This window comes from Algoriphagus terrigena DSM 22685, from assembly GCF_000429445.1.
GTDB lineage: Bacteria > Bacteroidota > Bacteroidia > Cytophagales > Cyclobacteriaceae > Algoriphagus > Algoriphagus terrigena.
This window is the reverse complement of sequence record NZ_AUBW01000011.1, coordinates 24,845-45,308: the sequence shown is the minus strand read 5'-3', so window position 1 is coordinate 45,308 and position 20,464 is coordinate 24,845. Positions and strand designations below refer to the sequence as shown.

The 20,464-nt window shown below is 50.3% G+C and carries 17 protein-coding genes; 3 read left to right on the top strand and 14 right to left on the bottom strand.

The genetic code is table 11. From position 1 onward, the window contains the following. Positions 1-13 precede the first annotated feature (13 nt). From G459_RS27300 to G459_RS0111405, 3 genes are all read right to left on the bottom strand, one after another. Entirely contained in the window at positions 14-1,357 is a 1,344-nt protein-coding gene (locus G459_RS27300; RefSeq protein ID WP_169725020.1) for a DUF3748 domain-containing protein, read from the bottom strand. A gap of 134 nt (positions 1,358-1,491) precedes the next feature. Further along, positions 1,492-3,453 (bottom strand): FG-GAP repeat domain-containing protein, encoded by a 1,962-nt coding sequence (locus G459_RS0111410; RefSeq protein ID WP_026967771.1) that lies wholly within the window; start codon positions 3,451-3,453, stop codon positions 1,492-1,494. Positions 3,454-3,706: 253 nt separating this feature from the next. Further along, the gene (locus G459_RS0111405) at positions 3,707-5,314 is read right to left on the bottom strand and encodes a fucose isomerase (protein ID WP_026967770.1); all 1,608 of its coding nucleotides are present in this window, start codon (positions 5,312-5,314) and stop codon (positions 3,707-3,709) included. Between the two features lie 165 nt (positions 5,315-5,479). Between G459_RS0111405 and G459_RS0111400 the strand changes: the two genes are divergently transcribed. Then, complete coding sequence (locus tag G459_RS0111400) at positions 5,480-6,376, top strand: AraC family transcriptional regulator (RefSeq protein ID WP_026967769.1); 897 nt, start codon at positions 5,480-5,482, stop codon at positions 6,374-6,376. A gap of 205 nt (positions 6,377-6,581) precedes the next feature. Here G459_RS0111400 and can read toward each other — a convergent pair whose 3' ends face one another. From can to G459_RS0111385, 3 genes are read right to left on the bottom strand one after another with little or no spacing between them, the layout of a single operon-like run. Then, entirely contained in the window at positions 6,582-7,223 is a 642-nt protein-coding gene (gene can, locus G459_RS0111395; protein WP_026967768.1) for a carbonate dehydratase, read from the bottom strand. 12 nt (positions 7,224-7,235) lie between these two features. Then, positions 7,236-8,831, bottom strand: a complete 1,596-nt coding sequence (locus G459_RS0111390; RefSeq protein ID WP_035455727.1) for a SulP family inorganic anion transporter — start codon at positions 8,829-8,831, stop codon at positions 7,236-7,238. 54 nt (positions 8,832-8,885) lie between these two features. After that, a complete protein-coding gene (locus G459_RS0111385) occupies positions 8,886-9,149 on the bottom strand; it encodes a hypothetical protein (protein ID WP_026967766.1) in 264 nt (87 codons plus the stop codon). 448 nt (positions 9,150-9,597) lie between these two features. Between G459_RS0111385 and G459_RS27295 the strand changes: the two genes are divergently transcribed. Both G459_RS27295 and G459_RS30400 read left to right on the top strand, forming a co-directional pair. Beyond that, a complete protein-coding gene (locus G459_RS27295; protein ID WP_245588169.1) occupies positions 9,598-10,341 on the top strand; it encodes a PIG-L deacetylase family protein in 744 nt (247 codons plus the stop codon). Then, a complete protein-coding gene (locus tag G459_RS30400; protein WP_245588168.1) occupies positions 10,338-10,475 on the top strand; it encodes a hypothetical protein in 138 nt (45 codons plus the stop codon). The genes G459_RS27295 and G459_RS30400 overlap by 4 nt, the downstream gene beginning before the upstream one ends. Before the next feature lie 112 nt (positions 10,476-10,587). On the opposite strand, the gene G459_RS0111370 is transcribed toward G459_RS30400, so the two are convergent. The 8 genes from G459_RS0111370 to G459_RS0111335 all read right to left on the bottom strand — a co-directional run bounded on the left by G459_RS0111370 (position 10,588) and on the right by G459_RS0111335 (position 20,023). Next, positions 10,588-10,917 (bottom strand): DUF6686 family protein, encoded by a 330-nt coding sequence (locus G459_RS0111370; RefSeq protein WP_026967765.1) that lies wholly within the window; start codon positions 10,915-10,917, stop codon positions 10,588-10,590. Between the two features lie 384 nt (positions 10,918-11,301). Further along, positions 11,302-12,987, bottom strand: coding sequence for a sulfatase family protein (locus G459_RS0111365; protein ID WP_026967764.1), 1,686 nt, complete (start codon positions 12,985-12,987; stop codon positions 11,302-11,304). A gap of 263 nt (positions 12,988-13,250) precedes the next feature. After that, complete coding sequence (locus G459_RS27290) at positions 13,251-14,867, bottom strand: PepSY-associated TM helix domain-containing protein (RefSeq protein ID WP_035455724.1); 1,617 nt, start codon at positions 14,865-14,867, stop codon at positions 13,251-13,253. Positions 14,868-14,882: 15 nt separating this feature from the next. Beyond that, on the bottom strand, positions 14,883-15,164 hold the full coding sequence (locus tag G459_RS0111355) for a hypothetical protein (RefSeq protein ID WP_026967763.1): 282 nt from the start codon (positions 15,162-15,164) through the stop codon (positions 14,883-14,885). Positions 15,165-15,167: 3 nt separating this feature from the next. After that, on the bottom strand, positions 15,168-15,494 hold the full coding sequence (locus G459_RS27285; RefSeq protein WP_035455721.1) for a hypothetical protein: 327 nt from the start codon (positions 15,492-15,494) through the stop codon (positions 15,168-15,170). Between the two features lie 139 nt (positions 15,495-15,633). Next, complete coding sequence (locus G459_RS0111345; protein ID WP_026967762.1) at positions 15,634-16,323, bottom strand: hypothetical protein; 690 nt, start codon at positions 16,321-16,323, stop codon at positions 15,634-15,636. A gap of 98 nt (positions 16,324-16,421) precedes the next feature. Next, a complete protein-coding gene (locus tag G459_RS0111340; RefSeq protein ID WP_026967761.1) occupies positions 16,422-17,657 on the bottom strand; it encodes a DUF4374 domain-containing protein in 1,236 nt (411 codons plus the stop codon). A 14-nt stretch (positions 17,658-17,671) separates the two neighbouring features. Next, positions 17,672-20,023, bottom strand: coding sequence for a TonB-dependent receptor (locus tag G459_RS0111335; RefSeq protein ID WP_245588167.1), 2,352 nt, complete (start codon positions 20,021-20,023; stop codon positions 17,672-17,674). Between the last annotated feature and the right edge of the window lie 441 nt (positions 20,024-20,464).

Below are 20,464 nucleotides of genomic sequence, written 5' to 3'. Positions count from 1 at the left end.
GATCTGAGTGTTTTTATTGAAAAGGATTCAGGGTGAAAATCTGAAAAAATGATCCGCCGGCTTCGTCCACTCTCTTGTTATATACCAGCGTTTGTCCGGAATAGGACCAGTTGAAGTTCCACAGCTGGCCGTGATTGGCTTGCGGGGCAGGTCCCACGAGCGTGGTCTTGCCGCTGGTGACCTCCGTCAGATATATCCGGTTTTGGTGACCAAAAACGACCCAATTCTCATCCGGACTCAGACTGAAGCCTGTTTCGGGTGAAAAATCATTGTGCGTAATTTGCACGGGTTCACCGCCATTGGGTGACACTGAGTGCAGCTGTACGATTCCATCATCAGACTTTGCGTAGAAGAAAATCCGATTTCCGCTTTTGGAAGTTCTCAACCAATGTCTCGGTCCTTCTACTCCCGGATATTTCTTATCTGCCAGGAAGGTCACCCTTCTTTGAATGAAAGCCTTTGGCATTTCGGGCATCTTGGTCGCCGAGCCATTCAAGTCTGTATCCACCAGACTCTGCTCCCAATCCTCCGGAATCTCGGTCACAAAAACCTCCGTCACTACTTTTCCATCCGCTGTCACGACATCGCCGAGATATGCCATTGCCCGATAAACCCTTTCGCCGTTGGCTCGGGTAAAGCCATCCATGCCCACCCAAGTTTCCTCGGCTGCCTTTTGAATCTCATCCGAGCCCGGTGTGGGAAAAGGAACTACCTCCGCCGCAATGACTGAAAAACCAGTCCCGGAAAACTCCTGTCCCGCAAGCTCGGTCTGAACCTCCACGGCTTTTCCTTTGATCAAGAAGGCAACCGTACGGATATCTTTCACCGTCGAATCTGTCTTGGCAGTCTCCAGTAGTACGGCGTCATTGTAGGTGAAACTGATCCACTTGCCGTCGGCGGTGTAGCCGTAAGCATGGCTCCCGCCCCGCAGCGCGCCGGGGGTGTAAGGTGCCGTGATATCCCTTGCATCGAGGTTTCGCGGCACTGGATTGTCCATATTTCGCAAGTCCAAGCCTATCGCAGATCTTCTCGTCAAATCGTACGGATACTCCGGGCTTGCAGAAAGCAGACCGCGAATAAACGCCACTTCACCGCCCTGAGGATTGAAACTTACCGCTCCGGAACCTGGGCCATAGACTTGCTGTCCAGGAACCCGATATAGCTCCTTGACTTCGCCCGAATGAAGATTGACCATTCCGATAAGGTCGTTTTCACCCATCTTAGGGTCTTCTCCCCTGCCGTCAAATGCCACCCACTGGTCATCGGGGGAAATTGCCTGGCGATGGTTCACAAAATGTCCCTGAAGTCCTTGAGTCAGTTGTCTTTCTTCGGCGTTGGGGTTGGGAGTAAGATTCACAGTAGTTTGGTTTGTTGGTTGAGAGCAAGCGTTTAGGATAAGGGCGCCAAGTGCCAGAATCATTCGGCGCTCCGGGAAATATTTGGAGAGCAAAGACCTGAGAGCTCTAGTTGATTGATTAAGATTCATTTGTTCTATCTGGCCAAGTAATAGAAATGTCCATCTTCGGCGCCTACGAGGACGTCCCATGTTCCGTTTTTGTTCCAGTCGACAAAGGTCGGGCTGGTCGTATGTCCCGCCAGAATATTCGGAGCGAGTTGGCCGTGGTTTTTGAAATAGACTCTACCATCCTCGGATTTCACCTGCTCAAAAAGGGAAACGTTGATGCTGTTGACCAGCAGATCCATGTCACCGTCGCCATCCCAGTCGAGAAAGCTAAGCTTGCGTCTGCCGCTTCCGCCTGCTTCCCGGTTGTTCAGTCTCAAGATCCCCGGAGCTTGATCGACGACTTCATTTTTGTTTCCAAAAACCGACCCATTTTCTCCGTAGAAAATCCGCTGACCTGGTGTGAGCATCAATTTCCCGTCAATCATTCTTCTCTCAAAAAAAGCCAAATAGCCCTCGTGATCCAGCATCACCAGATCCATCAAGCCGTCTTTGTTCCAGTCGATGGCGTAGGGAGTAGTTCTCCATTGGGTGGAGAGTTCTGTCGCTGAAGGCTTCCACCAGTTCCAGGCTGGAGATGGGACTGGTAGATTTCCCCAGGCTACTTCCACCGACATTGGGGCCAGGAGTGTTCCATTCCCGGCATTTTTGAGCCATTCTACTTTCCCCCAGATCGAATTGATGAGCAGGTCGCCACTGCCGTCTCCATCCCAGTCTGCGACTGATAATGTTGTGTAACCCCACTTGGCTTCGGCCGGCCCTTGGATCGAGCCGCTGTCACCAGCCTGCACCCGAAAGGGCTTTCCATCCACTTCCAAAAGTACGGGTTCGGCCCAAGTCGGAGCCGGGCCATCCTTTAGATTTTCGATCCAGGCGATATACCCGGCGGAATTTCCCGCCACCATATCCAGGTCACCATCCTGATCCCAGTCGTATGAAACAGGTGTCACCAAAGCACCAAATTTGAGGTTTTCAGCTTTCTGACGGAAGTATTTCGGCGAGTCAAAAACCGGGATCCCGTCTTTGATCTCTCCGGTGTTTCTTATCAAAGCAACCCGTCCATCTTCATCTCCTACAACCAAGTCAACCAAACCATCCTGATCCCAATCGACCGCGACAGGCAGGATCATCTCCAGATCCATCTTGATGATTCCCTGCGGATTGCTGAGGAGTTTTCCGGCGGAAAACTCAGGTTTCGTACGGGTTCCGGTATTCTGGAAGTAGGTCATCTTGTCCAGAAACTCGCCGGTAATCAGGTCCAAATCCCCATCACCGTCAAAGTCCGCCATATTAGGCGAAGGCGCTCCATAGACGTCCAGATCGCTGCCATTCACCTGGATTCTACCCCGATTTTGGTACGCACTGTTTTCATTTTCCACATAGTAGACATAGCCGTGAAGCGGACCGTTCGTCCATTTGCCTTCGGCATTGAACGCATTGTCCCAACCGTAATCGCTCCAGTCGTCGACCCCAACCAAGATATCCTGATCGCCGTCCCCGTCGTAGTCGACCATCTTCCACTGATTGAATCGGGGATTTTTCGCAAAGTCTTTCAGGATTTCTTCCTTCGGAAAAAGTGTTTCCGGTCTTTGATCCATGCTTTTCTGAAAGTCTTTTAATTCTGACCCCGGCACCAAAACTCTAGCTTTGCCGTCTGTATGCGACACCTGCACCTGCGGGATCGCCGGGCCTAGCCGAACCGGCGGCTCGAAGACAGGAAAGCTTTCTCCCGACGTGTTTTCAAAGAAATATAGTCCATTAAACGGCTTATCCGGGCAAGAAACCAACAAATCCATATCGCCGTCTCCGTCGTAATCCATCGGCAGGGGCCAAGCCCAAAGACCCACCCCTACAAATGAAGTCGCACCGGGGTTATTGTATTTGACGATCTTGAACTCGCCGATCTCCTGAGAAAAAATCTCACCGATTCCAACATTGAAAGCCAAGAGCAAGAATCCAAAGAAAGAACAAGAGACTTTTGGGTTTTTCATGCTGGTTTGACTTTGGGTTTTTCGAGCAAAATAAGGAATGCGGCCAATAAAAAGAGTTGGAGTCCGAAGTAATGTCAGTATCATCTGCTTTCATAATAACTGTCTCCGACAATAAAAGAGACTACCAGCCGAACAAAAACAAATCAGCCGGAAACAATTTCTTTTCCCGGCTGATCATTGAGAATATTATCCCACGGAATGGGAGTCGTCTAGAGATTAGGACTTGTCAGCGGACAAGATACTTCCCAACATATTACGGCTGCTCGCCACACCAAAAAACATGGATCCCCAATGCAGCGAAGACTTCTGCCTTGAGTTGAGCCGCGTGGACCGCCGATGCCTGATCATTGGCGTAAGCAACCTGGATGTGATTGGCCTTATGTCGTCCCATCATCTGGTCTCTGGAGATTCCCGGCAGCACCGCGTGCATGATCGGCCAGGCCGGGGTAGTGGCTTCCCAGCGTCTTTTGGTTTCTGCCTCCGGCAAAAAGACCGCTTCACCCACGCCCATGTCAGCACACAGCTGGTCGTTTTCGATGTAGACACGGCTCCAGACGATCGGTCCCGGTTTGGAAACACCTTTCAGGCTTCCTCCTCCTTTTTGGAAATACATCGGCGGCTGACGGTCGCTCTCTGCACCGGCATAGCCTCCGATGAAGTGCTCGGGTGGCGCCGCTCCCGAGATCAAAAACACCCAGACAAATTCGGACTTTCCGTTCAGCGTAAAATCTTCTCCCCAGCGGATGTCATGAAGGGTATTCTCAGGAGAAAGTCCCAGCTTCTCCCACAGCTGAGTGGTGATTAGCGTATCGATTCCCGCGCACTCGTCCACCTCGTTAAAGTGAGGAAGGGATTTGCCTGGAAACAGTTCTTTGCCATCCTGGCTTAATGCCGGCGGTCTATTCACATTGTTGAGCAGTCCCTCGACCAGATCACTGGCGGCAACCAGATCTTTCAGGCCCTGCTGATATTGGATACCGATCGTTTCGCAGCCAAATTCATCTGCTATCCGAAGCGCCGCGATGTACATCTTGCATTGCTCGAGAGTTTGCGCTCGGGTCAATTCAATCTCTGGATTCGTGCCCCAATTGAATTTCATACCCTTCTCCAGCAGCCAGCTCAGGATTTCCTCCGCTTCGGAATCCGTTACGTTTAGCATTTCAGCATACAGCGAGGACTGGCTCAGGCGCTCTTTGAAGAGGCCAAGCCGGTTGAGTAGTTTATCCGGCACGATGGCATTGAACATGCCCATACATCCTTCGTCAAAGACTCCCATGATGGCTTTTCGGCGCTGAAAATCTTCAGCATAAGCCAATGCTTCTGCTTTCACAGCCGCGTCCACAGCAATGGACTCCAAAGACACCACATGCGATTCGTCGTGGGTGATTACGCCATGTTTTAGCCATTCTTCCAGCTTCCCTAAGAAAAAGTCATCGTCAAAATTGACGCTCCAGAGCGTGCTGTAGGCAACTCCGGCTTTGGTCAGCGAGCCGTTTAGATTCAGCAAACCAACCAATCCTGAAGACGCTCCGTCAAAATTGGCAAGGGTAAGAATCGGCCCTTTCTGTGTGGTCAATCCCGGCAATACATGGTGAGAATACTGCCAGACGCTCTCCGCCACAATGATCGGGGCGTGGGGATCGAGGTTGCGAAAAACCTCCAAACCCATCTTTTGCGAATCGATAAATCCGTGCTGTTTTACAGGATCGATGGGATGCCCTCTACGAACTTCGTAGCCCAGCTGATGCAGCGCGTTCGCCAACTTGGCTTCCATCGCTTCTTGGTATTTCCATCCCACGCGGTTGGAGGACAGGCGAAGGTCACCGCTGGCCACCACTTGGATCGTTCTGTTTGCAGTCATGTCTGTTTGGATTTTTGCTGATAAATCCAGTAAAGGTGGATAAATCCAGCACGGACGTTTTGTCAGTTTTTAGCAAAAAACTATAGGATCTTATCACAAATCCACCCGCCGCACTAGTCCTTCGGCACAGGACTGGGAGTATTCCAGAGAAATCTACACACAGCGATGAAGCCACATTATCACAAAGTCCCCATCGGATTGGCCCAGTCATTCGGGATACGCCATGATCGAAAGCCAAACTTTGGCACCCAATGGCACTTCCATCCCGAGCTGGAGCTGCATTTCATCATCAATGGCCGTGGCATCCAATACATCGGGGACACGGTCAGCGGATTCTCAGACGGGGACTTGATCCTCTTGGGTGAAAATCTCCCCCATACCTGGCGGTGCAGCCAAGAGTATTTTCGGGGCGATGACGAGATGCAGGCCGAGGCGGTCGTGCTTCATTTCTCTCCCTCCTGTTTGGGTAGAAATTTCCTGGAACTTCCTGAGGCAAAGCAGATCCCGATTCTTTTTGAAAAAGCCAAAAAAGGCCTAAAGATCACTGGGCAGACCAAAGAGAAAATCAGCCAACTCCTGTATGCGCTCCTAGAAGCTTCACCGCTGGATCGCTTGATCCATCTGCTCCAAATCCTCAATATCCTCGCGGAATCGCAGGAAATTGAGACCATTTCACCGGGATATTCCTTCAGTCACCTCCACAATCTCTCTGAGATGGAGCGATTGGAAAAAATCTATTCCTACGTCATGGGCAACTTCCGCAAAAACATCAGTTTGGAGGAAATGGCTTCGATTGCCAACCTGAGTGTTACCAGTTTTTGCCGGTATTTCAAGAAGATGACCAACAAATCCTTCTTTGAGTTTCTGGTGGAAGTGCGGGTCTCCAACGTCTGCAAAGCGCTGCTGGAAAATACGGTACCATTGGAGATCATCAGCTCGGAATGCGGCTTTCAAAACATCAGCAATTTCTATCGCCATTTCAAAAAAGTCACCGGAATGACTCCCTACGTTTACAAGAAAACCGTCGCCTCGGGTATAAAAATCTCGCGAAAAGTGGCCTAAGTTTTCTCTCGTGCACCTTGGCGAGCTATCGCGCTGGGTCTCACAGAGGCGGAAAGCGGCAAAGAAATCTAAGTCCAGCTTCTGGAGAAGCAGGATAACTAGGCCCCCAACAACAAAAAACTCCGGAAGCAATGTCCCGGAGTTTTTTCAATTGCAGATGTTCCAACTTTCAACGTCTTGATACGGACGTCTTACACCTTGATACTTACTTGATCTTCAACTGGTACACCGCATCCAGGGTGTCGTTGGACTCGATATTCACACCGAGATCCTTGATCACTCCGGAACCCACTCCATAGACCCAGCCATGGATCGTAAGCTCGGCGTTGTTTCTCCAGGCTCCCTGCACGATGGATGTTTTGGCCAAGTCCTGCACCTGCTCGGTCACATTCAGCTCCACAAAACGATCGAACCGCTCGGTCTCATCTTTGATTGAGTCGAGTTCAGCATGGTGAAAACGGTACACATCCTTGATGTGTCTGATCCAGTTGTCGATCAGACCGATGGCGTCGGAACCCATAGCCGCTTTTACCCCACCACAGCCATAATGGCCGCAGACGATGATGTGCTTTACCTTCAGCACGTTTACCGCGTAGTCCAGCACACTGAGCATATTCATGTCGGAGTGGATGACCATGTTGGCAATATTTCGGTGGACAAACACCTCGCCCGGCTGAGCGCCGATGATCTCGTTTGCAGGCACACGGCTATCTGCACAGCCGATCCATAGCAAGGGTGGCTGCTGTCCGTTGGCCAGTCGTTGAAAATATTCAGGATCGATGGCCAGCTTGGTCTCAACCCATTTTTTATTGTTGTCTAACAGGCTTTTATAGAAAGAGTCATTCATTTTGGTAGTTGTTTAATGTGAAGAAGCTGAAGCGTTGACACCGAAAAACTCACTGTAGCTTTCTGGATTTTCGACGGTTCCTCTGGTTGAAATTAATTTGATGTTGATGTTGCGCTCTTTGGCTTTGGAAGTGAAATCTTCCAAAATCTCAATCACGTCGTAGTTCATGTGAATAGTCTTGCGGACATCTATCTCCAGAAAAGTCCCGTCGGGAAGATTGCTCAGCTCGCGCAAGATGGCTCCTTTGTTCAGGAAGGACAACTCCTCGGCCAAGGTCATATAGACGTGATTGTCTTTGCTGGAGTCCTTCACCACATTCAGGAAATGTGAGTTTTTGTAGTTTTCTATCAGGATGATAACTACCGCAACGACCATCCCCATCGAGATACCCACGAGAATATCAGTGAAAACAACCCCGAGTACCGTGACGATGAACGGCAGGAATTGCGCCCAACCCAATCGATACATGGACTTGAACATTGCCGGGTTGGCGAGCTTAAATCCAACCATCAGCAGTACGGCAGCCAGCACAGCCAGAGGGATCTTGTTTAGCAACGCCGGAATCAAGATCACCGCCAGCAACAGGAACAATCCATGGAGGATGGTGGACAGTTTGGTTTTCCCCCCAGACATCACATTCGCGGACGAACGGACAATTACCTGGGTTACAGGGATACCGCCGATCAGTCCTGACAGGATATTACCCGTTCCCTGAGCCAAGAGTTCACGGTTGGTCGGCGTCACGCGCTTATCCGGATCGATCTTGTCAGCTGCCTCCACGGAGAGAAGCGTCTCCAAACTCGCAACCACCGCCAGGGTAAAAGCAACGGTCCAGACATCCAGATTGGTAATAGCTCCGAAATTCGGTAGGGTAAACTGGCCGAGAAAACTGTTTAGGTTCTCCGGAATCGGCACATTGACCAGGTGCGTGGCTTCAATGTAAAGGTAAGACCCCTCTGGAACTACAGAAGTGAAGACCAGACCCATAATTACAGCAGCCAATGGGCCGGGAATTAGTTTGAAAATCTGGTGCTTTTTGGCAAGTACTTTGTCCCACAAGATCAGGATAAGCAATGCCGAAATCGACAGCACAATCGCTCCAGGCGTAAGCGAGTCAAGCATGGTGGACAACGCGGTGAACGTGGTATCTCCGTCTGATTGAACGAAGTTCTCGTCTCCCTCATAGTCCGCGTCGTGGCCGAAAGCATGGGGAATCTGCTTCAGCACAATGATAATACCGATAGCGGCGAGCATTCCTTTGATCACCGCACTGGGGAAATAGTAGCCAATGACTCCAGCTTTCAATACACCCAATACGATCTGGATAGCTCCCGCGAGAATCACGGCCAGCAGGAAGTTTTCAAAACTACCCAGCGTGCCGATCGCAGTCAGCACGATGACGGCAAGTCCCGCTGCCGGTCCGCTCACTCCCAGTGCAGATCCACTCAGAGATCCCACGACCACTCCGCCGATGATCCCAGCGATCAGTCCTGAAAACAGCGGAGCTCCACTGGCCAAGGCTATGCCGAGGCAAAGTGGCAGTGCCACAAAAAACACCACAATGCTCGCCGACAAATCTTTGCCGACATGCTTAAATAAGGAAGTCATACTTTGAATTTTAAATGAGAATGTTAACCCAGAATTGGATTCTGAGACCGGTAATCAAGAAATAACCGGGAAAAAGTTGGGGGGTGGTACGTGGATTTCCTGCACATAGCTGGAAAATCCGCCTGAGTTCTCATTGAAGTAAAAAGTCAAAAATTCTTCTTGAAAAGGGTTTTGCAGCGTAAAAGAAGAGCGGATAAAATCACTTTTCTTGAGTACTTCTTCTTCCAGCAACTGCTGCATGCCGATATTCTCCACCAGTTCCTCTGCGTTCAACACAATCACGCTATAGCTCGTGCAGGCAACCAAATGGATTGCCATGGAAAAACTTAACAAAATCAGTAGTTTTTTCACGTGCGTTACTCTTCTGAGAAGTGGATTTTTGGGAAGTTAGGGCTTTTTTATAACTCGTTATAACCAGATTCGACAAAAATGGTTTCAAAATTTTGAGATCAGGCTCTTTTCTACAAGTGCGGTTATATTTTTTGAAAAGCGGAACACAAAATATTCGTCTTAAAATAAGATCAATATCATCAGTATCTTATTACAAAACACTCAAATGCGAAAGGAAATATTTGACCCGTTTTTTCTATCCAGAAAAAGGAATGTGAAGCAAACAGACCCTTGGCAAATGTCTTTTGAAACCGGCTCCTTCGGTTTCGTAAAACGGAAAATCCAGCGGCATTTGGGTTTTGATTTTTTCACGCCGATAAGATCGATAGGTTTTCACGGTTCCATTTCATAGCTTTTTCTTTTCAAATCAACGCCCATGAAAGCCGCTCTCATCTTAATAACCCTCCTCTTCTCCGGCAGTAACGCCTTTGTTTTCTCCCAAGAAAAACCGCTGAAAATCATGATGATCGGCGCACATCCCGATGACTGCGACATCAAAGCCGGTGGAACTGCCGCATTGTTTGTTGCGATGGGGCATGAAGTCAAATTTCTCTCAGTCACCAATGGCGACGCTGGCCACATGGAGATGGGCGGTGGCATGCTGGCGAAGCGGCGCTATGACGAAACTCAGGAAGTAGCCAAGCGCCTGGGCATCAGCTACGACGTATTGGACAATCACGACGGGGAATTGCTGCCTACTTTGGAGATCCGCCTTGACGTCATCCGGAAAATCCGCGAATGGGATGCTGACGTGGTCATCTCCCACCGCTCCAACGACTACCATCCCGACCATCGCTACACGGGGATATTGGTACAGGATGCAGCTTTCATGGTCGGCGTGCCCAACATTGCGGCGGATACTCCTCCCCTCCGCAAAAATCCGGTCTTCCTCTACTATCAGGACCATTTCCAAAAGCCCAACCCGTTCGAGCCGGACATTGCAATCGACATCACGGCGGTGATTGACAAAAAGATCGATGCTTTTGACGCGCATGTTTCCCAGTTTTACGAATGGCTTCCCTGGATTGCCAATGACCCCGATCGGTCCCGGAAGGAACAGAGGCCCGTAAAGCCTGGCTCAAATCCAAGCGAACTTCAGCCCCGAATCCAACAGTCATGAAGGCATTGGAAGAATGGTACGGCGGAGAGAAAGCGGCCACAGTACAGTTTGCTGAGGCATTTGAACTATGTGAATATGGTACCCAGCCAGATAAGGAAGAGCTGAAGCGGCTGTTTCCGATGCTGAAACAGTGATCAGTCTTCAGCAGGCAGTACGCAGTAAGCCGTCACAAAATTCCGTTTCCGGTCTTCTCCTTCTTCCGCCTATTGTCTTACATCTTGATTCTTCCTTCTCTTTTCCACATCCTCACATCTTTCGGATTGCGTCTATCAGCTGGAGATTGATATTGGCCTCGATTACGCAAGCTTTTAACCTGTAAAACTCTTCCTCGAGCAGCGTGAATTGAACGTCCGGATGATAGGTCTCGATCACCACCCGATCCAATCCGTCAAAAAACGGATACTTCTCCTGCTCAAAATCCAGCCGAAGCATATACCTGCGAAACGCGTCAAAATTCAGCTCATCGAAGGCAATCATCGCCTGCTTGTACATCAGCCCCATGCGTCCGCAGTCCTGGCATCGGGTAAAAACAAAATCCTCAATTTGATAGATTATTTCGGCTTGGCAGGATGACATACACGACTGGATTTGAAAGTGAAAAATTGGTGCCTGGGATGTAACGAGTGGTGGTTTAGTTTCCAAATTCCGCAAATCTCCCAGGACTTAATGTTTTTCTGTGGGTCAAAAATCGCTCTATTGTTATTTAGATTAATTTTAAATTAAGCAAATCTAAGCCTCGATCTTTATCCGGCAAAGTGTTTTTGGATTTTTTTAGAAAGTTTTTTGCCGCGGTTTGTCAGCGCGTTTCCGGTGTTCTTTTTACCAACCGGAATCCTATCTAAAACGACTTCTACCCCTCCCTTCTTGCCCCGGCAAACCTTAAAAAACGCAAAAGTCCGACTCTGATGAGCCGGACTTTTGTATATCCACGTTCAGTTTTTGCAGGTTTTGGGAGCGATATCACTGCTTTGCCCTGTCTCTGAATATCTTGTTGAACAGCGCGGTGTCTTTGGCGCCCGCTCTGGAGTTATTTCCTTCGAGGTAGTCCAGATACTCGTTAAGATATCGCTGCGATATCTCGGAATTGTCCCCGTATTTTTTCCTTAATCCGTCGAGTTTTTGGTGCAGTTCGGCTTTGACGTTGGCATACGCAGGATCGTCATACACATTCTTCAGCTCCTGCGGGTCCTTGATCCGGTCGATCAGCTCCCACTCATCCGTGTCAAAATAGTAATGCACCAGCTTGTACTCCTTGGTCACGATCGCGTAGTGCCGCTTCACCATGTGTACAGACGGATACTCGTAGTAATGATAGTAGACCGCATTGCGAGTCCATTGGTCAGTCTTCCCTGTCAAAAGCGGGATCAAACTCTCGCCTTGCATATCCGAGGGGGCTTCTATGCCGGCAGCTTGTAGAAAAGTCTGGGCAAAATCCAGGTTCTGCACCATCTCATCCGACTTGGAGCCCGCAGCCACTTTGCCCGGCCAAGCCACCAGCAGCGGCGTCTTGAAAGACTCGTCATAGACAAAGCGCTTGTCAAACCAGCCGTGCTCTCCCAGATAAAATCCCTGATCCGACGTGTAGACGATGATGGTATTTTCCATCAGCCCATTCGCCTCCAAGTAATCGAGGACGCGGCCGACATTTTCATCCACGGCTTTGATCGTACCCAGGTAGTCCTGCATGTAGCGCTGATATCTCCACTGCATCTTCTCCTTTTCGGTCATGGTCGGATAGGCTTTTTTGAAGTCCTCATTGACTTTGCCGTAGGCCGCATCCCAGTTGGCGCGCTGGGAGGCGTTGAGCCTGCCGACTTCGCCTTCGAACGCAGCCTTGTCCCAGCTGGAAGTTGGCTGGATTCCCAGCTCGTCCATCACCTCGGGATAGATCTTGGAGTCACCCGCCCAGTGCATGTCTTTCAGTAGGTTCATCTCTGCTTCATGAGCTGCGCGGCCCCTTCCCGAGTAGTCGTCAAACAGCGTCGCAGGCTCGGGAAAAGTCCTTTGTGTAAACTCTGCGATGTGCCGCTCTGCCGGCAGCCACTCGCGGTGCGGCGCCTTGTGCAGGTAAAAGAGCAAGAAAGGATCTTCCTTTTTCCGGCCTTTCTCCAGCCAGTCCAAAGTCATATCCGTGATGATATCCGTCACATAACCCTCCACGGTGATCTTTCCTTCATCCTTGGTGATAAAATCCGGATTGTAATATTTCCCCTGATCGGGAAGGATCTTGAACTGGTCAAAGCCTTTGGGGCTGTTGCCAAAGTGCAGCTTTCCAAACATCGCAGTCTGATATCCCGCGTCCTTAAAAAGCTGGGGAAAAGTGACATTAGTAGTATCAAACGGAAAATGGTTGTCGACTTTGCCGTTGATGTGGGAGTGCTTTCCTGTCAAGATCGTCGCCCGCGAAGGCGCACAGATTGAATTGGTCACCGTAGCGTTGGTGAACAGCATGCCCAGCTTGGCGATCCGGTCAATGTTTGGCGTCTCGATGAGCTTGTCGCTGTAGGCCGATATGGCCTGATATGCATGATCATCCGACATGATAAAGATGATATTCGGACGCTTGGTCTCCTCTGCCTGTTTTTCCCCGCAGGAAAAAAAAAGACAGGCAAAAAGAACGGCGATGATCGGTCTGATCTTTAGCATCATAAAAACGGGAGGTTATTGGATATACAAGGATAAAACAAAATCGACTGAAGGAGAAGGTTTTTCGCCGATCAATTGCTTTGAAAAGACACAGTGAACCCACGGGGTTAGTATCAAAAAAACACGCGTGGACTATCGCACGCTGAACCGAGCTACTGGTCCGTCAACATCCCAAAAGCTTCATGCGCTCAGCGGCCCATGATTCACAAAAAAAACCGAACGGAACATCCCATTCGGTTTTCACACTAAATACCCGTACTAGCTTAAATTGTATTTGCCATTGCCTTGGGTTTTTCATGCACCGGCGATTCTACGTCTTTTCTCCTCAGTGAAAAGCCTATCCAGAGCGTAATCATCCCCAATCCCAACCAAAATACATCGATCAAAAACACGTCAGAGTGACCATTCGCGAAGCTTTCCCAAAACCAAGTACCACTTTTGACCCCATTGGCAATCGGGACCACCAGCCCCAGCGCTCCACCTAAAATCAGGCAAAGCTTGTTCGTCAGCCAATTGCTTCGCAAAGCCGTGAAAAGTACCGTGAGCGCCAGCCAGCTCCAGAAAAACGTCTGATAAATAAAGGTCGACCGGTCCAGGGAATCGGGCTCAAGAAAGAATTTGATCCCCACAAATGTGAGCGCCGTGACAGGAAACATGCTCAGCGCCGCCGCCAGATAAAACCACACCAGCCAGGCGTTGAACTTTCGCTTGGCGGGCTCCACGTGTTTTTTGTCCCTCGCCACCTGCCAGATCAGCACGCCGGAGATGATCACAAAGCAGGACAAGATCCCCAATCCGAAATAAATCAGCTTCAAACCTACTCCACCAAAATCCCCGAAATGCAGCCGGATCATCGTCGCTCGGGCACCGTTGAAAAAGGACGTCTCGGTCATCAACTCCCGCTTGGATACCATCTCGCCGGAGGCCGCATGATAGACGATGCCGCCGAGCCCGGCAAACTTCGAACTGAAGGAAGGATGTCCGTCGATCTTCACGTGCATGTTTTGATCCCCGTAGTTGAAGACATTCACATTGCGGATGACCATATCGGGCCACATTGCGAGCGTCTTTTCGACCAGGGCATTGACGGAAACAGATGCTTCAAGCGGCTTTCCCGCCGGTTCAAACTTGGGCTGATTAAATTCAAATTCTTCGTTGAGCTTCTCCTGATCTCCGCCGTAGGCAAAAGAAAGTACCGGCGGCGACATGATCGAAAAGCCGACAATCAGGTACACTCCCGTCAGCGCAAACATAAACTGATACGGCAATCCCAGTATCCCCAAACCCGTGTGCGCGTCAGTCCAGAGATTCTTCAGACTGTTGTAGGGTCGGAAAAGGTAGAAATTGCTGACAATCTTGTTCCAGTGGACTACCACTCCAGTGATCACGGCAAAGAGAAAAAAGAAGGCAACGATCCCGGCCAAGAGATATCCCGATCTGCCCCAGAGATTGAGCTGTGCAAAAAAATGAAGCCGGTATAGAAACTCGCCAAAAGAATAAGAACTCTGATAGTCGTAGCTTTTGAGGTTTTCGGTGTTCAGATAAATGAAATTCCCGCGTCGACCCTTTCGCTCTACCTCGACTCCGGGAGGAGGTGAAAAACTGACGGAAGTCCGCTGCTCGTCGTAATACTGATTGAATGAGATATCCCATCCTTGCAGGCCTTTGCGGCTGTCCAGGGTATCCGTGACTAGGTCGAAGTCGGTCTTGCCCAACCCTCCCCAGTCCTCGCTCAGGGGTTCGTTCCGTTCCCAGCTCACGATTTCATCCCTGAAAAAGGAGAATGACCCCGCGAAGAAGATCACGTACAGCGCCAGACTGATAAAGATTCCGCTGATAGTATGGGTGTGAAAAAGGATATTATAGACTCTGTTGTTCATGAGTACGGGTTGTTATCAAGCAGGATTGAGATAGAAAACCAGGGAAAAAAGGGAAGCAATCCCGAGGTAGACGAGCCAGATTTTCCAGCCGTTTTTTGCCAAAAAAGCAAGGATCAGAAGTCCACACCACAGCAGAAATCCCGCGAATATCAGCGCAAAGAAGGTCGATTGCCTGTCCAGCCAGAGCGATAGCATGAGGAAAAACGAGACCGTGACGGCATAGCCGCCGATGAGTCCCGCGGTGATCTTCGCGATCCGCTGCAGTGGGCTCGATAGGTATTTTTTGTTGGCAGGCATAGGTCAGATCAGTTCCAAAGTGATGAAAACCACGAAGGCGAGCGCCACCCATTGCAGGTCGAAATACCGGATCGGAGATAAGAGAAACGCCAGTCCGCCCGCGAGCATAAGTGCCGCCAGGAAGTAGAACGATCCCGAGCCCAAGCCATAAAACCACTGAAATCCGACAAGGCTCACCAGCAGCAGCCCAAGCGCGACGAACTTGACGGATTTGCCAAGTCTGATCACCCAGCCGTCCAGCCAGGGATTTCGGGCAAATTGTGCCTTTTGGGAGGAATAGTACAGGAGTTCGAAACCCAAAAGTGTAAGAAAACTCAATAGTGTTGCCATTTTTTATAATTCATATTGCTTCATCTTCAAAAAAGAAGGCAGAGCTGCTGACCCTGATCAGCAGCCCTTCCCTAAATAAAAATCAGTCGAAAAACTCGGATGCTCAACGTTCAAAAAGCCAGTGAAAAAGTAATCCAAGCTATTCGACCACCACTACTTGGGTAGCGCATCGCCAAATGGCTTTCATCCCACTCGGATCGTTTTTAGGCAATTCTTTGTAGGTCGTCGCTTCAATGAAATAGGTGCCGGAAGCCCTCAGGTCTGAGGCAAAGAATCCTTTGGAATCGGTCTTCAAAACGACAGATTTACCGTCTGGACATAATATCCCAACCTCTGAATCCGCCAACGGAGCGCCCGAAAGCAATACTTGATATCCACCTGCTTGCGGCGCCAACACCAAATCCGGCGCCAACTCAAATCCCGCAGCGCCCGTTGCCTTCCCGGCATGGACATAAGCCACCGCGTTGAACTGGTAGACCGTTTCGCCCGGCTCTGTCTTTGAGCTATGGCCGATCTCCAGACGGTACACCCCTTCCTCTTCGGGAATGAAGCTGCCTTTGGCATTCTCTTTTCCTTTTTCGTAAGAAAGCTTACTTCTCTTGCCGCTTGGACTTACCGCGTAGAGCTCAAAATCACTCACATCCGAATACCAGTCATCGACCTTCTCGATGGCTTTTTCATTGTAATCAGCATAGTAGATGGTGAACTCATGGGCTTTGCCCAGCTCTGCTTTGGAGGCGGTGTGGATCCAAAGGGCATGTGCTTGGACACCGCTCACGACCAAGGCCATCAACAGCAGACTAAGGATGGTGGTTTTTATATTTTTCATGATGAATGGATGGTTATAAAATTGATTGAGTTGGTGCCCGGGGATTGCTTCAAATCCACCTAGAAATGACAGAAGCATCCCCAGGACTTGTGTTTTCCTTATTCAGTAGGTGCTTCCAGCTTGCTGATCGCGGTGATGACGCCTCCGTCCACTTTCAGCCCCTGAGTCGCTTGAGCGGTAGATGCGTCGAACTCATAGACCCAGCTGCCCTGGTCGGTGGTGATACCGATGTAGGCATGGACGCCGTCCTTTGGACTGTAATTGTTGATGGTGACACTCTGAACGACTGCCGGATCGGGCGTTCCGGTGATCCAGGTGAATGTCTTGTTGTACACATCCACCACGCCAAATCTTTTTCCGGTGTCATAGGCTCCCTTCACGTCATTCATCGTTGCGATGAACTTCCCGTTGCCGACGTAGACATGCGAGGTGATGTAGTTGCCGTCGGCTTTTTCCTCCACATTGAAGTAGTAAGACTGGTCAAACTCATATTCGCCTTTCTTGATCTTCACATAAGCAGAAGGCAGAGTCGACGTGATCGCGCCGTTGCTGGTAGCGACCGAAGACGAGAAAGCGTAGACGTCACCTTTCTCATCCACATCCATTCCGGGGACGAAATATCTCCCGATGAAGCTGGTGCGGTTGTCCTTGATCACCTTCTCCAACTCCATCTCAGGATAGCTGAACACTGCTACCCAAGCGCTGTCAGGATAAGCGGTGCCAAAGCTGTCTCCGCAGCAGCCCTTGATGCTGAAATAGGGTGCAAAAAGCTTGTCACCGACTTGGTGAATCCATGAAAAATGAGCGCGTTCGCCATTGTTGGCGATGGCCGCGAGATCCCACTGTCCGTCGGCTACGATCTGCATCTGCTCGGTGTCGATCCTAAACCAGGAACCGATCGGCTCACCGCTTCGCGCCACTCTGACCATCGCGATATCATCTCCCACTGCTGCAAAGGCATGTACCGTCTCCGACTGGAAATTGGAAAGCTTCACCAGCGATCCCGTGCCATCCAGTTCATAGGTAGTCACTGCACCGGGATTGCCCTGACCATAGAGCATCGAGAAAAACTTGTTGCCCGCGGTGACATAGTAGCGATAGGTGCCGTCCTGCTCGGTACCATTGCCCAAGGTACTGATCGTACCTTCGGTCAGACTCTCAGCCGTGAGCAGGTAGTCGGCCACCCCGTCCGAAGACTGCGGCGTGGAAGCAATGATGTAACGGGAAGTGCCGACTTCGCCGGGAGGAATTGGATTGGGATCATCGCTACAGCCGACCAGCAAGCCAGCTCCGAACAATGCGGATAGTGCAAAAGACTGAAATTTAGTGTTCATGGAGTTTGAAATAATTAATAAATGAAGAATCGGATTTTGCCGTAAAAGGCCCTTCCAGGCTTCTGAAGGCTGAAATTGTCGTAGAGTTTTTCATCGAAGATGTTCCTGCACTCAGCGGTAAACTGCCACTTGGCTTTCTTGCCAACCGTATAGGTCACATTGATATCCTGGGACACCTGGCTCGGCACGTCAAACTTATCACTGCCCAGGCTTGGCCAGTACAGGTAGAAGTCGTGTACATACAGGACGTTGTAGCCAAGCGACAGATCCTGACCCTCTTTTATCAGCCCGGGGAAGTTGAACTGGACGTCTCCGTTGCCGAAGAAATAAGGGATATTGGGGATGCGGTCACGGTAGACGAGACTGGGAATGCTTTGTCCCGGCTCATACTCCGTGTTGTTTCGCAGGTTTTGCCAGGTCATATTGAATCCGGTGGAAAACCGGTCCATAAAAGAATACCTGACTTCTCCCTCTACCCCTGCATTGGTGACATTGTAGAGGTTGTCCATGATGGTCATCGCCTGGTTGTTGTTGAGTCGCGCCCGGATGAAATCCCGCGCGTCACGGTAGAATCCATTGGCTGAGAAATCCATGCGGTGGTTCTTTTTCAGCTGTTTCCAAAGGCTCATGCCCAGGTTGTAGTTGTAGCTGGATTCCGGCTTGAGGTCAAGATTACCGGCGAGATTGATCATGTCGCCAAACAGCTCCTCAGGCTCCGGAAGCCGATACGCCTTTTCGAAGGAAGCTTTCACCTGGAGATTTCCGGTGACAAACCAAGCCCCGGTCACGCCATAGCCAAAGTCGTGCGTCGTCTCGGCTTGATTGCGGTAGGCGACATCACCGTAGTTGCCCGTAGGATTGTATGCCCGCGCCAGGAAGTTGCTCTGGGCATAGTATTTCCCAAAGGCCGAGAAACTCCCCTTGTCCCGAAAGTTCAACTCATAGCCAAGTCCTGTGATCTGCTTTTGGGTCTGCCGGGGTTGCTCGTAGGTATTGTTTTCCGGATAGAGCTCATCACTTCCCTCGCGGTTGAAGTGATTGAACACATAGCTCAGCGTCAGAAACTGGTTTTTGGCTGTTTTCAGTCGGGCGTTTGCCGATACGACGGCGTTGTTGTTGCTGTATTTGTACATCGAGCGCGATCTTTCCCCGCCCGGCATGTCATACTCTTTGTATTGCTGAAACCAGTTGTAGCGGCGATTGAGCGTGTCGATGTTTTGCTCTGTGCCAAAGTTGTAATTCGCATTCAGCGCCACCGTCAGGCGGTCGTTGAGCAGGCCTGACTTCTGGTATTTCAGCGTCGGCATCAAGATATTTCCCTTGCGGTGCCAAGCGCCAAACACGGTCACCAGACGCGCTCCGGTCTGGACTTCGGAGTAGTTCTTTCCCGCGGTCAAGCCAATCAAGAGCCGGTCAGCAAAGGGTTTGTTTTGGAAGCCGAACTGGGCGATCACTGTCTCGTTGTGATAGGTGTCATGAAACCTCCTCACCCGCTGATTCGGATAGTACTTGCCTGTGTTGATGTCTGCCACATCGACGTCCACCCAATAGCTGTTGTCCGAGTAATTTTGAAAGGCGTTGAGCTGGACGGTAAAGCCAGAGGGCGCGACGTAGGCGGTGTTGACGACCGTGCGATGCGTGTTGAACGAGCCGTAGCTGTAGGAGATATCGGCGTAGTTTTTCGCAGTGTTTTTCGTCACGATATTGACCGCTCCACCCAGCGCATCGGCTCCTAAGCCGACCGGCACCACGCCCTTGTAGACTTCAATCCGCTCGGCGAGATTGATGGGAATATTGTTGAGCTGAAAGGACGACCCAAAGTCATCCATTGGAATTCCGTCGATAAAAAACTTGATCTGCTTGCCCGAAAAGCCGTTTAGCGACAGATTCATCCGTGATCCCACGCCCCCACTCTCTCTCACCCGAACGCCCGAGACGCGGTCGAGCGCATGCCCCAGATCCAGGTTCGTGTGATGCAGCTTGCGGGCGTCCACGACGGAAACGTTGAAGGCTTTCTCGCGGATTTCGGCGAGCTCCGACTTGCCCAAGACTGTGACTTCCTCCAGTTCGCTGGCCTCTGTCTCCAGGGTGACTTTTATCTTTTCGGAAAAGCTAGCCGAAGAGAGGGCTACCTGCCGCATGCCGTAACCCAAAAACGAAAACTCGAGAACCGTCCCGTCCGGCTTCGCAACCGGAATCCGGAAATTGCCCTCGGCGTCGCTGACGACACCACTTGTGGAACCTGAGATTCTCACCAGCACTCCGGGGAGCGCTGCTCCATCCGGATCGGTGACCTGCCCGCTGATCTGAGTTTGCTGAGCTAGCAGGGTTTGGAAAAATAGACAGCACAAAAATGCTGTTGCCAATATCTTCGTATATTGCACGGCTTTGTAATGACGAGTTAGAAAGTGTTTACCTGAAGCCGTGCAGTTCCCGCTGCATGGCTTCTTTTTTTACTGAAATATGTGACCGGTTATCGACTCGAGGTTCATTCCGAAAGCCGCTTAAGCTTTGGAGATTTTCCTCTGATTTGTCTAGCCGGAAAAATCGCTAGCGCATGATTTTGATCTTGTGTTTTTTACGTCCCGAAAGAATCCGCAAAACCATCCTTTTATTTAGATTGATTTTAAATTAAGACAAATGTACACCCGGAGTTCGGGTTGCCAAACGTTTTCTGATTTTTTTCCTCAAAAAAATTTCAAATCGGTAAAAGTCAGCGGTTTTTGGAAGGCCTAATCGATCCCTAAGTACGGTAATTAGCCCGAGCAGGGAAATGTCAATCACCAGTGATCGTGGAAAGTCCCGCC

Bases quoted from the DNA above. Each gene is read 5' to 3' on its own strand.
- G459_RS0111400 (WP_026967769.1), top strand. From the start codon at position 5,480: ATGAAGCCACATTATCACAAAGTCCCCATCGGATTGGCCCAGTCATTC.
- G459_RS0111385 (WP_026967766.1), bottom strand. From the start codon at position 9,149: ATGGCAATCCATTTGGTTGCCTGCACGAGCTATAGCGTGATTGTGTTG.
- G459_RS0111390 (WP_035455727.1), bottom strand. From the start codon at position 8,831: ATGACTTCCTTATTTAAGCATGTCGGCAAAGATTTGTCGGCGAGCATT.
- G459_RS27285 (WP_035455721.1), bottom strand. From the start codon at position 15,494: ATGGCAACACTATTGAGTTTTCTTACACTTTTGGGTTTCGAACTCCTG.
- G459_RS0111410 (WP_026967771.1), bottom strand. From the start codon at position 3,453: ATGAAAAACCCAAAAGTCTCTTGTTCTTTCTTTGGATTCTTGCTCTTG.
- G459_RS0111405 (WP_026967770.1), bottom strand. From the start codon at position 5,314: ATGACTGCAAACAGAACGATCCAAGTGGTGGCCAGCGGTGACCTTCGC.
- can (WP_026967768.1), bottom strand. From the start codon at position 7,223: ATGAATGACTCTTTCTATAAAAGCCTGTTAGACAACAATAAAAAATGG.
- G459_RS30400 (WP_245588168.1), top strand. From the start codon at position 10,338: ATGAAGGCATTGGAAGAATGGTACGGCGGAGAGAAAGCGGCCACAGTA.
- G459_RS0111365 (WP_026967764.1), bottom strand. From the start codon at position 12,987: ATGCTAAAGATCAGACCGATCATCGCCGTTCTTTTTGCCTGTCTTTTT.
- G459_RS0111340 (WP_026967761.1), bottom strand. From the start codon at position 17,657: ATGAACACTAAATTTCAGTCTTTTGCACTATCCGCATTGTTCGGAGCT.
- G459_RS0111345 (WP_026967762.1), bottom strand. From the start codon at position 16,323: ATGAAAAATATAAAAACCACCATCCTTAGTCTGCTGTTGATGGCCTTG.
- G459_RS27290 (WP_035455724.1), bottom strand. From the start codon at position 14,867: ATGAACAACAGAGTCTATAATATCCTTTTTCACACCCATACTATCAGC.
- G459_RS0111355 (WP_026967763.1), bottom strand. From the start codon at position 15,164: ATGCCTGCCAACAAAAAATACCTATCGAGCCCACTGCAGCGGATCGCG.
- G459_RS0111370 (WP_026967765.1), bottom strand. From the start codon at position 10,917: ATGTCATCCTGCCAAGCCGAAATAATCTATCAAATTGAGGATTTTGTT.
- G459_RS27295 (WP_245588169.1), top strand. From the start codon at position 9,598: ATGAAAGCCGCTCTCATCTTAATAACCCTCCTCTTCTCCGGCAGTAAC.